The sequence below is a fragment of the Vibrio penaeicida genome (genome assembly GCF_030689305.1).
In the GTDB taxonomy this organism is placed as follows: domain Bacteria; phylum Pseudomonadota; class Gammaproteobacteria; order Enterobacterales; family Vibrionaceae; genus Vibrio; species Vibrio penaeicida_B.
Map to the genome: position 1 here is coordinate 137,000 of NZ_JAUYVM010000015.1, position 12,857 is coordinate 149,856.

13 protein-coding genes are annotated in these 12,857 nt (G+C 41.0%); 8 read left to right on the forward strand and 5 right to left on the reverse strand.

The features are described 5' to 3' along the window. Nucleotides 1-21: 21 nt before the first annotated feature. Nucleotides 22-678 carry a DUF2726 domain-containing protein gene (locus Q8W40_RS21060; protein ID WP_305400015.1) on the forward strand — a complete coding sequence of 219 codons (657 nt, stop codon included), beginning with the start codon at nt 22-24 and terminating at the stop codon, nt 676-678. Between the two features lie 49 nt (nt 679-727). On the opposite strand, the gene Q8W40_RS21065 is transcribed toward Q8W40_RS21060, so the two are convergent. Beyond that, the gene (locus Q8W40_RS21065) at nt 728-1,603 is read right to left on the reverse strand and encodes a glycerol kinase (RefSeq protein ID WP_305400016.1); all 876 of its coding nucleotides are present in this window, start codon (nt 1,601-1,603) and stop codon (nt 728-730) included. A 195-nt stretch (nt 1,604-1,798) separates the two neighbouring features. On the opposite strand from Q8W40_RS21065, the gene Q8W40_RS21070 reads away from it, so the two are divergent. The 3 genes from Q8W40_RS21070 to Q8W40_RS21080 are packed head-to-tail and all read left to right on the forward strand — an operon-like array spanning nt 1,799 to nt 3,557. Beyond that, on the forward strand, nt 1,799-2,428 hold the full coding sequence (locus tag Q8W40_RS21070) for a chemotaxis protein (protein ID WP_305400018.1): 630 nt from the start codon (nt 1,799-1,801) through the stop codon (nt 2,426-2,428). Beyond that, nucleotides 2,406-3,140: an MBL fold metallo-hydrolase gene (locus tag Q8W40_RS21075; protein ID WP_305400020.1), complete on the forward strand. Its 735-nt coding sequence runs from the start codon at nt 2,406-2,408 to the stop codon at nt 3,138-3,140. Before Q8W40_RS21070 ends, Q8W40_RS21075 begins: the two co-directional genes overlap by 23 nt. 54 nt (nt 3,141-3,194) lie before the next feature. Continuing rightward, on the forward strand, nt 3,195-3,557 hold the full coding sequence (locus Q8W40_RS21080) for a hypothetical protein (protein ID WP_305400022.1): 363 nt from the start codon (nt 3,195-3,197) through the stop codon (nt 3,555-3,557). Between the two features lie 62 nt (nt 3,558-3,619). On the opposite strand, the gene Q8W40_RS21085 is transcribed toward Q8W40_RS21080, so the two are convergent. After that, the gene (locus Q8W40_RS21085) at nt 3,620-4,450 is read right to left on the reverse strand and encodes a DUF481 domain-containing protein (protein ID WP_305400024.1); all 831 of its coding nucleotides are present in this window, start codon (nt 4,448-4,450) and stop codon (nt 3,620-3,622) included. A gap of 381 nt (nt 4,451-4,831) precedes the next feature. On the opposite strand from Q8W40_RS21085, the gene Q8W40_RS21090 reads away from it, so the two are divergent. Further along, nucleotides 4,832-6,808 (forward strand): diguanylate cyclase, encoded by a 1,977-nt coding sequence (locus tag Q8W40_RS21090; RefSeq protein WP_305400026.1) that lies wholly within the window; start codon nt 4,832-4,834, stop codon nt 6,806-6,808. Nucleotides 6,809-6,962: 154 nt separating this feature from the next. Beyond that, nucleotides 6,963-7,334 carry an AAA family ATPase gene (locus Q8W40_RS21095; RefSeq protein WP_305400027.1) on the forward strand — a complete coding sequence of 124 codons (372 nt, stop codon included), beginning with the start codon at nt 6,963-6,965 and terminating at the stop codon, nt 7,332-7,334. A 136-nt stretch (nt 7,335-7,470) separates the two neighbouring features. Here the strand turns inward: Q8W40_RS21095 and Q8W40_RS21100 are convergent, their stop codons facing one another. After that, nucleotides 7,471-8,577 carry a M20/M25/M40 family metallo-hydrolase gene (locus Q8W40_RS21100; protein WP_305400029.1) on the reverse strand — a complete coding sequence of 369 codons (1,107 nt, stop codon included), beginning with the start codon at nt 8,575-8,577 and terminating at the stop codon, nt 7,471-7,473. Nucleotides 8,578-8,808: 231 nt separating this feature from the next. Between Q8W40_RS21100 and Q8W40_RS21105 the strand changes: the two genes are divergently transcribed. Together Q8W40_RS21105 and hppD are read left to right on the forward strand one after the other, a co-directional pair. Further along, the gene (locus tag Q8W40_RS21105) at nt 8,809-9,477 is read left to right on the forward strand and encodes an SH3 domain-containing protein (protein WP_305400031.1); all 669 of its coding nucleotides are present in this window, start codon (nt 8,809-8,811) and stop codon (nt 9,475-9,477) included. A gap of 238 nt (nt 9,478-9,715) precedes the next feature. Beyond that, nucleotides 9,716-10,789, forward strand: a complete 1,074-nt coding sequence (gene hppD / locus Q8W40_RS21110; protein WP_305400033.1) for a 4-hydroxyphenylpyruvate dioxygenase — start codon at nt 9,716-9,718, stop codon at nt 10,787-10,789. Between the two features lie 103 nt (nt 10,790-10,892). Here the strand turns inward: hppD and Q8W40_RS21115 are convergent, their stop codons facing one another. Then, nucleotides 10,893-11,906 (reverse strand): GGDEF domain-containing protein, encoded by a 1,014-nt coding sequence (locus Q8W40_RS21115; protein ID WP_305400035.1) that lies wholly within the window; start codon nt 11,904-11,906, stop codon nt 10,893-10,895. Further along, the gene (locus tag Q8W40_RS21120; RefSeq protein WP_305400037.1) at nt 11,893-12,702 is read right to left on the reverse strand and encodes an EAL domain-containing protein; all 810 of its coding nucleotides are present in this window, start codon (nt 12,700-12,702) and stop codon (nt 11,893-11,895) included. The genes Q8W40_RS21115 and Q8W40_RS21120 overlap by 14 nt, the downstream gene beginning before the upstream one ends. Nucleotides 12,703-12,857: the final 155 nt, after the last annotated feature.

Sequence of the window (12,857 nt, forward strand, 5' to 3'; positions counted from 1 at the left end):
GATCAGCTAAAAGGATTAAATATGCAGAGCGTTGCGATTTTGCTCTTTGTCTTGGTAACCGTATTTCTTGTATATCAAAAATACTTTGCGAAACGCTATGCACCTATCACTTATCCTTATAAGAAGGTCGGAAACTTAATGAGCGGTCCTGAGGTGGCATTTTATAATGCACTGATCACTGCTGTTGATAATCGCGCTTTAGTGTTTGCAAAAGTGCACATGGCAGACGTATTAATGCCTGCACCCAACAAGGATAAGAAAAAGTGGTTAGCGGCATTTAATCGTATTGCGAGAAAACACCTCGATTTTGTGATCTGCCGTCCTGGTACGCTTGAAGTGTTATGCATTATTGAGTTTGATAACGGTAAAGAACTGAACAAAACCAAGGCAGAAAGAGAAAAGTTACTGATGCACGTTTGTAAAACGTCGGGCATTCCTTTAATCGGTGCTAACGAAAAGTACGCCTACCAAGTAGGAAGATTAAGAAAGGTATTAGCTGAATATGTGGATACTATCGATATCGAACCCGAGGTGAGATTTTGTAAAGAATGCCAATCTCCAATGGTGGTGAAAGTAGGGATGCAAGGCCCACACAAGGGAAAACGGTACTATGCATGCAGCCGCTATCCGAATTGCCGCCATACAGAAGATTTTATTGAAGAAATCAATTGGTCCTAAACTGTAGGGCGATAAGAAGGTAACCCGAGTTGAAGATTTCTAACTTGGGTTATTTTTTACCCTTTACTTGTGACATTGTCACGTTATTGCTGATAAACAGCGCTGGCATAGACTTATCCAAGTTCTCTAAGTCTTCGGCAGAGATAATGACAACAGCAAGACCGTAACGTTTGTACGTTTGGATTTTAAGCTCAAATTCGGCTTCCAATTCTGTATCCGTTTTATTCGGACGTATTTCTAAATAGAGGTTCACCCTAGGTAAATAGAATGAGGACTGAATGTTGATGTCGATCGGTAACGTTCTGGCGTACGCATGTGTAATACCAGTGAGATACAACCAATTATCTAAATGCATTTCTTCGGTTGTTCGCACGTAATGACCATCTGCACAGTGAAATTTGGCTTCAAATTTTTGTCGGAAATTAGAGTAAGATTTATCTGTGGATCGTTGGCTAACGTGGCACCCTAATAATTCTTCTGCAGAAGAGAGTAACCGAGCATTCACGATGATACTTTTATCCCAAACAACGTAATCAATGTTAGAAGCTTTGTTATGCCTTTGCTCCGCACCCATTCTTTTGCCCAGTGTACTTGCTACCCAGCCTCCATCCGACTTGATAATCCACCCCAACTCACCAAGCAGTTGATTCGATTGCTGGGAAGTTAACTTAAGTCGTTCACCCACTTGAGCTGCGGTCAGTTTGTCTTCTTTGGGGTCATATAAAGGAACATATAAGTCCTGAGGCCAAACGATGTAACGCCCGTATTGCTTTGACTCTTTATAGCGCCCGCCTTGAGCCAAGCCTATTTCTGTTAACGTCCAATGCTCTTCTTCTTTGAAGACGAACTCGTATTTCTCTAGCGCTTGAAACAAAGCACCTGATTTAACATTCAATTTTTCAGCGAGTTTACTGGTTGAAATCATTTTTGTTTATCGGGAAGTTCATGAAAGTTCAACTATTGTATACCCAAGTGACCTCAAGATGCAGGATTCAGAGCCTCATATTCTGTTTCAATTCAAGAAAAAGAACACTGTGGATTCAATAACCACACTAACGTTGCATGTAATGAGCAATATTGAACTATATTAATATTAAGATTGGCTTATATAAGAAAAAATATGTCAGAAAAACGCGTTTTTGTTATTGCCGCGGAAGTAGCAGCGGAGCTCAATAAAGGCATGGTTATTGCGAAACGGCTTTTGCTGATAGCAAGTAACGCAAGGGCTTTAGCGCTAAGAGCTGGAGTAAGTGCCGCGGGGTTTAGACCAATTACCGATTCCATCGATGAATTAGTTCGAACCACACTTCAATCTTCTAAAGTCATCAATAAAAAAGCACAAAAGCTAAGCCGAATCGCAACGGCAGAAACGCGCGCGGCGTCGGCGTTAATCAAGTTTGAAGACGTCTATAAAACCGCAACGAATGCACAATTTATCTGTAGCTTGGAACCTGCTATTGCTGAAACGCATACACATCACAATGAGCTCATGGCTGAATTTAAACGCGAAGCCAAGGGGTTAAATGACATGTTGAGGGTGTTACACAGTGAACTAAGAACAGCGCAAATTATTTCAACCATGCTCAGCGTAGAAGCTTCACAAGCAGGTGAAGTTTATCAAGACCAACTGAACAGTATCGCGACTAGCGTATCGCAGTCTGCTAATTCCATTCAAAGCCATGTTCTTCAATCTTTAAATCTATTTTCTGAACTGACTAGGGTAGTTTATGCAAGCAAAAGTTCTCTTTAATCAAGGTTCACATCGTTGGGTTGTTTTTGGTCGTGATCCAGAGAAACCAGATGGTATCGTGGACACCAATCAGTACATGATAACAAATCGAGATGAAGCCATACTGCTTGATCCGGGAGGCATTGAGCTTTTTTCAGCCATGCTAGGCTGCGTTGTTAAAGAAGTACCCATAGAAAACATTACTCATCTTTTCGCATCACACCAAGATCCAGATATTATTTCTTCGCTAGGTTTATGGGATCAGGCGCTAACTAAAGCCAAATTACACTCTCCATGGCTTTGGGAGGGTTTTATTCGCCATTTTGGTATGGAAAAAGTGGAATATGCACCAATTCCTGATGAGGGGCGTAATCTCAATATTTCTGGAATGGAGATCCAATTTATACCCGCACATTACATGCATTCGTCCGGAAATTTCTCAGTTTACGATCCACAAGCTAAAATATTAATGTCAGGAGACATCGGTGCAGCATTGGATGCTGTCGATGCCCCCATGTTTGTTCAAGATTTTGATGCTCATATACCAAAAATGGAGTATTTTCACCAAAGGTGGATGCCCTCAAATAGAGCTAAGACTGCATGGATAGAGAAGGTCAGTAAGCTGGAAATTGATATGCTTTGCCCTCAGCATGGTGGCATATTCAAAGGAGACGACGTGAAACGTTTTCTCATGTGGCTGGATAAGCTCGATGTAGGTGTTGCGATCAAGTAGCCACATTTCTACTTCGGGTATGACATAACTCATTATCAGGTTTGAACACATATTATGTCTGTATCTAACGTAGAAACAATCGACATCGAACAGGTGAACATTTCAGCGTGCTTTTTTGAAAAGCGTGATCTGTGGAAAAACAAACAACTAAAACGAGGAAGTAAGCCACTTTTTGATTTTTGCTTAGATTTTGGTATTCGCTTTGAAGACTTAATTGAAGCTGGGATCATTGAAAGGAAAGAAACACCCGATAACACGGCTCTCTCAGATTATCAGTTAACAACTAAAGGGAATGAGTACCTGGTTGCTGAATATGAAAGCTTTTGGGTGGTTGGTTCAAAGCTAGAAGCGTTGGATGATTTTATAGAGCAATACATTCATGACATGTTGGTGGGTCGGATAGCGGTCGCCAGTTAGAGCAAGTTAGTCTTAGTCAAAAATAACCCAGGCATTGGCACCTGGGTTTTTTATTGTATTCGCTAGAATTGATATTCCAATGTGAACATCGGTCCGTAAAATTGAAAGTTGACATTCAAATCAGCCAAATCCGCACCATAATCGACATTCACTTCATAGTAGCTATAAGTAGCAGCGGCATGCCAGCTATCACTGAAACTGTATTGAAGCCCTAAATTGGCATCAACCAAAAGCCCTCTAATGCCATCGAATTCAATGTAGAAAAACTGAGCGTGTGAAATCGCTTTCCAATCGTCATTTATTGAATATTCGGCCTCTAGCCCTATATCGGGTAAAGGTGCCGTTACGTCAGTAAAAGCATAATTTCCGAGACCAAGTACATTATTGGTATTTCCACCTTGTAGGTATAGCTCTCCACCAATACCGATTTGTAGCTGCATAATATGGATACCTGCCGTTACGTCTAGATCCCATTTATCGCTTTCATAGAAAGAATACGAATAACCAAGCCGTGCTAAATCGATATTCAGAGTAGATTGAACCGTTGCGCCAACTTCTGCTTCATACAATTTTTCGTCTATTGAAACGGCAAAAGAGCGAGCGGCAGAAACGGATGAGTTTCGATGGAGGCTTCTCCAATCCAAATAAACACTGTGTTTTGAGTTAAATGCATATTCAATTTGAAGGTAAGGAAGCATTTCACGCTCTTTCAGACGTAAGTCGGACTCAAAGTCGAGGTCAAAACTTTTGCGCAGATTGGGGGAGTAGGCACCCATCGAAGTATCTGCGCTAGAGTAAAAACCGCCAGCAGTCACACTCACATTTCCTGCTTGTGCAGTCGAACAAAACAATACACTTAACCCAGTTGCTAGCCATTTTTTGTTTGCGTTCACAGGTATCCATTCCTTGGTTAAATCAAAACAACATAGAAATAACAGCAATGAGCTGCATAAACAATATTACACGTCCGATTTTATTCATGAAATTTGTAAATATATTTCGGCCTTTAATTGGAAATTGTGTTTAGCTTCTCTGTTTTGGAATAAATCTGAGTTAGGTTCATGAGTTTAATGGGAATACTTCAAAGACGGTCTACATTTATACCCAAAGCGACCGCAAGATACAGGATTTGTAACCTCACATTCTGTTTCAATCTGAGAACAAGAACGTGCGGACACAAACCAATTCCAACAAATCTTTTGTTAAATGTTTGGTATAACAGGGTGGGTTACTTGGGTATAGATGCAAAACAAAATACCTTCGCGAGGTAGGGCATGCCGTACAGTGAATACGCCGTTATTTTCGACAGCGAGCTGAACATCTTAGGGAAAAATGAGCAATTGGAGCGAAGTGGGTTGCTAAGCCCAACTCCAGGAACCATTGCCGATTCCAAACTTAAAATCACATGGCTTCTATCTGGTCAAGACATTCACCCAACTCACCTAACAGTAGAGAGCTTTCTTCGTGATGGACGAGTCATGGTTGAAAGTCCGGAAGGGACAAGCGAAGGTAGAATTGACGTTATTCAAATAGGGAACAACACCTTGTGGCAGGTAAGGTTTGCTCAAATAGGTGATCAGTCCTTATATCAGGAATCGTCCGACGTATTTAAGTTTCGAACCATGCTTGAGGGTTCTCGAGCTGGAACATGGGAGTGGAACATACAAACTGGAGAGGTCATATTTAACGAAAGATGGGCGCAGATCATTGGGTATGAATTAGAAGAATTAAAGCCCATCAGTATTGATACGTGGATAGCGCATTGCAATGAAGATGACTTAGTAGAATCGGAGAAAGTCCTTATGCGTCATTTTTCCGGTGAACTTCCTTATTATGAATGTGAAGTTCGTATGACCCACAAAAATGGCCGAGAGATCTGGGTTAGAGATTTCGGAAAGTTAATGACGCGCAATGAACATGGAGACCCTGAATGGGTGGCAGGTACGCATATTGATATCACTACAAATAAAACGATAACTCAAAACCTTGCATCGATGAACACTGAGCTTGATGCCATGATAGATATCAGTCCCAATGTCATTTATCGATGTCAAGGAGACCCGCTAAAGAAAATTCAATTCATATCCAAAGACGTTGAAGAAATGACAGGATACAAAAAATCTGAAATCGTAAATTCAGACGGATTTTGGGGAAAGCGGCTTCCTTTGAGTGTCTGTAAAACAGAAAGTGAGCAGTTTGTAAAATGGCAAAGTTTCAGCCGAGGAGACGTTCTGAAACGGCAATATCGATTCCGGCATAAAGATGGGCATGACATCTGGCTATTGGATTCTATTAGAAAATTCAAAAGCCCAGTTTTTAAGACAAATGGCTATATTGGATCAATTTCTGATATCACTTCTCAAAAAGAACTAGAGCTCAAATTGCAGAGTAGCCAGAACAGGCTTAAAACGGCACATCAAATCGGCAGGTTAGGGCATTGGGAGTGCAACCTAGATACGGGTGACGTTTATTGGTCGGACATGGTTTATACCATTCTTGGTTATGAGCGAGGTCAAGTGCAGCCAAGTCTTAAATTTTTCAAAAGCTTAATCGCAGAAGAACATCAGCGTCGTGTGAATGAAAGTGAAAAAGCTGCTCAGATAAGCGGTAAGTACGATGTTCAGCACATGATCAAGCACTCCAATGGAACCTTCATTTGGGTTCATGAAATGGCCGACTTTCAAATAGGAACCAATACGTTAATTGGGACCATCCGTGATATTACCGAACAGAAAATCCTAGAGCTTCAGCTTCGCGAGCAAGCCATAACTGACCCTTTAACCGGTGCCTATAACCGTCGATTTTACATTGAGAGGCTAGATGCAGAGTTTGAGCGATTTTGTCGGAATGGGCGTTCATTTTGCTTGATGATGATCGATTTTGATGAATTCAAGGAAGTGAATGACAATTTTGGTCATTTGTTTGGGGATGAAGTACTAAGGCAAGTTGTATCTATTATTAAAAGCCGACTTCGTCACAATGATGTGCTAGCTCGAATTGGGGGAGAAGAATTCAGTGTCATATTACCTGATACCGATATTACTGGCGCAGTGCAACTGGCAGAGGGTATTCGGCAAAAAGTAAGTACCACCGTGATTCACCATGAAGGGGATGAAACCTCAATTACGATTACCATCGGTTTAGTTGAAGCTATTGAAAATAGAGACTCAATAGATACGCTCATGCTTCGTGCCGATGATTTACTCTATAAAGGAAAGATGTCGGGTCGTGACCGCGTGTACTCTCAATAACACGCCGTAAGCCTCTTGGCTCAATTATTGAGATCCCTTTGTTACCTATTGAGGATTCCTATTTTGGGCAGTAAAATCCCCAAATGAAATTTGTTCTCTGCTTCCGACCTTACAGAGATATCATTATCAACTCTTAACGTGTATTAGGATTTCTGTGCCTCGATTAGTTTTAGTTCGTGGTTTACCTGGTTCTGGGAAATCAACTTACGCAAAATCTTTATCTATCCACCATGTCGAAGCAGACATGTATTTTGTAAATAAACACGGTACTTATCAATTTAACCCTCACAAGCTCCATCAAGCCCACAAATGGTGCCAAGGCCAAACTGAACATTTGCTAAAAAATGGTCAGGACGTTGTTGTTTCTAATACGTTTGTAGAGCACTGGGAAATGGAACCCTACTTGGAAATGGCTACGCAATTCAATGTGGATATCGAAGTGGTTGTTTGTACCGGAAACTTCACCTCGATACATGATGTGCCAAAAAGTACCATTAAGAAAATGAAATTCAAATGGCAGGATTAACGGTATTCATTAAGGTTAAACACATACCTCAAAAAAATGACACGTCTATACATAGGACAACAGCACTGTAAAAGTGCTGTTGTCGATTATTCATCGCTTGACGCGTAATGTATTACATTACTTACGAATCAGGCTTTTACGACGATAGGTGTTTTACCAGAAAGCGCGTGATATCAACCATATCTGCGACCTTAATATATTCTTCAGTAGTGTGAACTTTTGCCATACCAGTCGACAGGTTTACGGTTTTTAAACCTCTGCTGTTAAAAATGTTTGCATCACTGCCGCCACCGGTAGATTTTGTTGCTGCTGTAATCCCAACTAATTCAAAGTTCGCCTTAATAGAAGAGACATGTTCATCATCGTCGCTTATGTTGTATGCGTTATAAGCGCGGGTAGACTCGATGTTTACTGAAGCACCATGTTTTTCTGCTGCTTGCTTAAAGGTATCTTCCATGTGCTTAACTTGCTTGGCGAGCTTTACATCATCAAGTGATCTTGCTTCAGCCTCGATGTAGATCTCAGGCATCACAATGTTGGTTGCTTGACCTCCAGAGACGACGCCGATGTTTGCTGTCGTTTCAAAATCAATTCGAGATAATGTCATGTTGGCTATGGCTTCTGAAGCTACCACCATTGCATTAATCCCTTCTTCCGGTGCTAGACCAGCATGTGCAGGTTTTCCTTTAATGGTTACTTTTAAATTTTGCTGACCGGGTGCCGTTGTAATGATGGTGCCAATGGGACCACCAGAATCTAATACAATGGCGTACTCAGACTCGACACAATCAAGTTCAAACTGCCTTGAACCATGAAGCCCACCTTCTTCGTGAACGGTAAAAGCGACTTCTATAGTTTGATGAGGGAGGTCATTTTCTTGAAGTGTTCGAACTGCTTCAAATAATGCCGCGATTCCAGATTTATCATCCCCACCTAAGATAGTGTCTCCCGCGCTTCGTATAACGCCATTCTCTTCAATAGGCACAATTCCATTGCCAGGAGTAACGGTATCTAAATGCGAACTCACAAGAACACTGCCATCGAGTGTTCCTTTTAGTTTTCCATACACATTAAATCCGTTAGAGATATCTTCGGTAACGGGTTGTTTTCTAACTTCAAATCCCAATTGACCGAGTTGTTCAGAAATTGTTTCAGCCATTTGTTTTTCGTTTCTAGATTCGCTATCGATTTTGACTAATGACATGAAATGTTCGACAAGTCTTTGTTGGTTCACTTGTGGCATGAGACCTCTGTATATGGATAAGAGTGTAATTGGATGAGTGATTTGGTATTAGAAGCGTGCCTTCTTTTGATTTTTTCGCAAAATAACCGCTTGCCTTCCAAAGTCACGTTTAAATCAGAACATTACATTAAATCTCATTATTATAAGGATGCCTTAGATCAAAGTTGGTCTCGATAGTAAACATCAAACAAACGCTGCTATTCTTTAAAGAAGTAGTGAAAGGATAGAAAAATGAAAAAACTGTTGTTGTTATTGGTTTTACTGGGCCTAGGTGGTGGTGGGGCATACTACTATTTTGTCATGATGCCTCAAGCCATGATGGCAGCAAACACCGAAACAACAATGGTTGAGCAAGACCCCGATCCCGATGGCGCCATTATGGATCTTGAAAACAAAGAGAACCTTGCCACAATCGAACTTGGCGAATACTACGTTTCGTCGAGTAGCTTAAATGTTAGACGGGAACCAGGCACAAACGCGTCGATTTCTCGCGTTCTGGACATTGGCGATAAAGTGGAGGTTTTAGAGTCGAATCAAGGGTGGGCTCGAATCTCTGAATATCATAAGTATGGTGATGGTGAATTTGCTCAATGGGTTTCTGAACAATTTCTCTCTTCTTCTGTCCCAGAAAATCTAGCGGAAGTTCGCTCTGGTCGCTTGGAAATTGCGATTAAAGGGTCCGACAATTTTTTGAATCACCGAGATTTGTTCCTTTCAGTATCGCAACTTCTCATAAACGATGGAATATGTACGAATACCGATTTCAAAGAGATTGGTGGATGGCTAAAGTCGGTAGATTATCGCCCACGTGATGTGTATTACACCTATTGCGGTGGCATAGAAAGAGAGCACAAAATTTATCTTGATGCAGAAAATGGTGAACTGTTGAATGTTAACTAGATGTAACGAGAATTTAGAGCATGACCACTTTAATTTACGACCTGAAATGTATTCTATTTGTTTGTTTTTAAGATAAATCTAGCCCACTCACCTTAAGTGTAAATATTGTTGTACACTCGCGATTTTATTTAATGAATTTATCATTTTGTTAACATCTATTTTCAATTAGTGCTTTTTCATCCATGTTGTTAATAACTTCGCGATTCAGCGAATACTCAGCTCATGGAGGAAAAGGGCAGTGAATACTTCATACAACCCACTTGGCACTGACGGATTTGAATTTGTTGAATACACAGCAGCAAATGAAAAAGGCATTAACGATTTAAAATCTTTGTTTTCTTCACTTGGTTTTGCGGAAATTGCAAAACACCGCTCCAAAGAAGCATGGCTATATCGCCAAGGAGACATCAACTTTATCGTAAATGGCCAACCTAACAGCCAAGCAGAAAAGTTTGCAGCAGAACATGGACCATCGGTTTGTGGTATGGCGTTTAGAGTTCAGGACGCGGCAAAAGCGCTTGCTCATGCTTTAGAAAATGGCGGTGAAAAGTACGTAACTGAAATTGGACCAATGGAACTAAGCATCCCTGGTATTTATGGTATTGGTGAAAGCATCTTATATTTTGTAGACCGCTATGGCACAAATGAAATTTATGATGTTGATTTTACCTTTTATGAAGATGCAGATGAGCGCTTAAAAGTAAAAGATGTTGGGCTCAATGTTATCGATCATCTAACCCACAACGTGCATCAAGGAAATATGGACGTTTGGTCTGGATTTTATGAGCGCATCGGAAATTTTCGAGAGATCCGTTATTTTGACATTGAAGGAAAGCTAACAGGGCTTGTTAGCCGTGCAATGACAGCACCTTGTGGCAAAATTCGTATTCCAATCAATGAATCCTCAGATGACAAATCGCAAATCGAAGAGTTTTTAAAAGAGTACAACGGAGAGGGGATTCAGCATATTGCTCTGACGACAGACGATATTTACGAAACCGTGAAGACTCTTCGTGACCGCGGCATGGATTTCATGCCAACTCCAGATACGTATTATGAAAAAATTGATCAACGCGTAGAAGGGCATGGAGAAGACGTGAATCGACTTAAAGAATTGCAAGTTCTTATTGATGGTGCCCCGTTGAAAGATGGCATCCTCCTACAAATATTCACACAAACCGTTATTGGTCCAGTGTTCTTCGAAATCATTCAACGTAAAGGTAATGAAGGGTTTGGAGAGGGTAACTTTAAAGCGCTGTTTGAATCGATAGAAGAAGACCAAATCAGACGTGGTGTTCTTCAAAACGTCTAATTCTATTTGAAACTATATTCAAGCTCTCAACAATTAAGAGAGCAAAAGCAATAGTCACATTGCACTACGCCAAAGCTGCCTCAATAGGCAGCTTTTCTTGTTCTCACTTAAAATGACAGAAAAGTGACTTATCTTTATAGATACGACTCTTTCCTTCGTTTTTTGCTAGGTAAAGGTTTTCATCCAGCTCTGCCCACATTAGGGCATCATAAGTTTGTGACGTAACGACACCGCCGCTCACAGTTGTGTATATATGCTCATGGTTATGCAAAATCGGGTTAACAGAAATGCAACGCATTATGGATTCGATCGCCGTTTTCACTGAGCCAGAATAGTCCACCAGCTCTTTTGAAAGCGTAATCACAAATTCTTCACCGCCTATACGGTATACCGAGTCCGTACCGCAAAACCGTTGTAGGCGTTTAGTGATATCAATCAAAACCTTATCGCCTCCATCGTGTCCGAAATTGTCATTAATGTGTTTGAAATTGTCGATGTCAAAGCAAACAATCGCGGGTGCCTGTGTATTGGTGTTCTTATTGCCTATCATGTAGCAATCCAACGCTCGACGGTTCAACGCGCCTGTTAAAAAGTCAAAGTGAGCCAATTTCTCCCAATGGACTTGGTGAGTGTTTCGTTTGCATTCGTAGGTAAAACAAATGGATGCCGCAAGGGCATAAGCAAAAACAAAGTTAACCGTGGTAATGCTTAGTGTGTTATCCCAACAAAATAACAACGCTGCAATCGCTATCACTAAGTAGAAAATAGAGCTGAAACTGCCTTCTTTTTTACCTAATAGGAAATAGTAGATAGGCGGTAAACATATGGACCATTGAAAAACACCTTCTTCTACCGGTTTTGTAACAACCGCGTAGAGAATCACGACACTAAACATGAGTGTATGGGCGCGAATGATGTTCTTTTTGTTTGGTGAGACGTCGAACGTAAATCGCGTAATAAGAGCGATCATGCTGTATGTCGCCTGAAAAGTGGCGAGCGCGTAATCTTTCAAAACGTAATTTAGAATGGCTAAAGGGATGCAAAGCATTCCTAAAACCATCGATAACCGAATGAAAACTCGTTCACGAAAGTTTTCGATGTCTTTATGCTGACTCATCGGCGTATTCTCCGTTTTCTAACGCAAATTCAATAGGCTGAGGCTTATGAATGAGGTATCCCTGTCCGAACTGCACCCCCAATCGTTTTAGAATGGAACGCTCTGTTTCCGTTTCGATAAATTCAGCCACAATTTGAGAACCGTTAAGCTCGGCCAGTTCGACAATGGATGCGATCATTTTTTGTTTAAACTTAGACTGTTCAATGTTTTGGACTAATGAGCCGTCAATCTTAATGAAATCAAAAACCTCTTTTGAAAGTGTGGCGTAGCTAGAAAACCCCGAACCGAAATCGTCCAATGCTATCTTTACCCCTGTTTTTCTGAGGTTTTGTAACGCTGAAGAGAAATCATCATCCATGGAATAGAATGCTTGTTCCGTCAGCTCTAAGCACAATCTTGTGCGCACGTCATGGGGCAGGGAGTGTAAGTATGTAAGGATATCGGTTTTCAGAAGAGAACTAGGCGTGATGTTGACGGACAATTCGACCTCTTTAAATTTAGTGAGAACGTCAGTCGCTTTCATTAGCATTGCTGCGTCTAAAACCGATTCAATGCCGTGAAAATGCACCACCTTCAACAATTGAGGTGCAGTTATAACGCGTGGACTGTGGGTGCCGTATTGAAGTCGACACAAGGTTTCGTATTTTTGTCTATTGCTATGTTCTTTTATTGGGAAGATGTGTTGCACGTAACATTTAAGGCTAGGTGATTGGATAAGGGCTATTGCGTCGTTTTTCCGTTCAGGCAAGCAGTAGATCATAAAATGATCTTCTTCGTTCCAATCTTTATATAGCACATTGGAATCACAGGCATTTTTACAACAAAACTGTACTTTGAATAAACAGTCTTTATAAGAGTCAGCGGTTTTTGCCTCTGGTGTACCCCATAAAAAGTAGACACCACATAACTACATACTTTCGTACTCAACCGGACTGACATGCCCCAACGCTG

Bases quoted from the DNA above. Each gene is read 5' to 3' on its own strand.
- Q8W40_RS21115 (WP_305400035.1), bottom strand. From the start codon at position 11,906: ATGAGTCAGCATAAAGACATCGAAAACTTTCGTGAACGAGTTTTCATT.
- Q8W40_RS21090 (WP_305400026.1), top strand. From the start codon at position 4,832: ATGCCGTACAGTGAATACGCCGTTATTTTCGACAGCGAGCTGAACATC.
- Q8W40_RS21065 (WP_305400016.1), bottom strand. From the start codon at position 1,603: ATGATTTCAACCAGTAAACTCGCTGAAAAATTGAATGTTAAATCAGGT.
- Q8W40_RS21080 (WP_305400022.1), top strand. From the start codon at position 3,195: ATGTCTGTATCTAACGTAGAAACAATCGACATCGAACAGGTGAACATT.
- Q8W40_RS21060 (WP_305400015.1), top strand. From the start codon at position 22: ATGCAGAGCGTTGCGATTTTGCTCTTTGTCTTGGTAACCGTATTTCTT.
- Q8W40_RS21105 (WP_305400031.1), top strand. From the start codon at position 8,809: ATGAAAAAACTGTTGTTGTTATTGGTTTTACTGGGCCTAGGTGGTGGT.
- Q8W40_RS21075 (WP_305400020.1), top strand. From the start codon at position 2,406: ATGCAAGCAAAAGTTCTCTTTAATCAAGGTTCACATCGTTGGGTTGTT.
- Q8W40_RS21100 (WP_305400029.1), bottom strand. From the start codon at position 8,577: ATGCCACAAGTGAACCAACAAAGACTTGTCGAACATTTCATGTCATTA.
- Q8W40_RS21070 (WP_305400018.1), top strand. From the start codon at position 1,799: ATGTCAGAAAAACGCGTTTTTGTTATTGCCGCGGAAGTAGCAGCGGAG.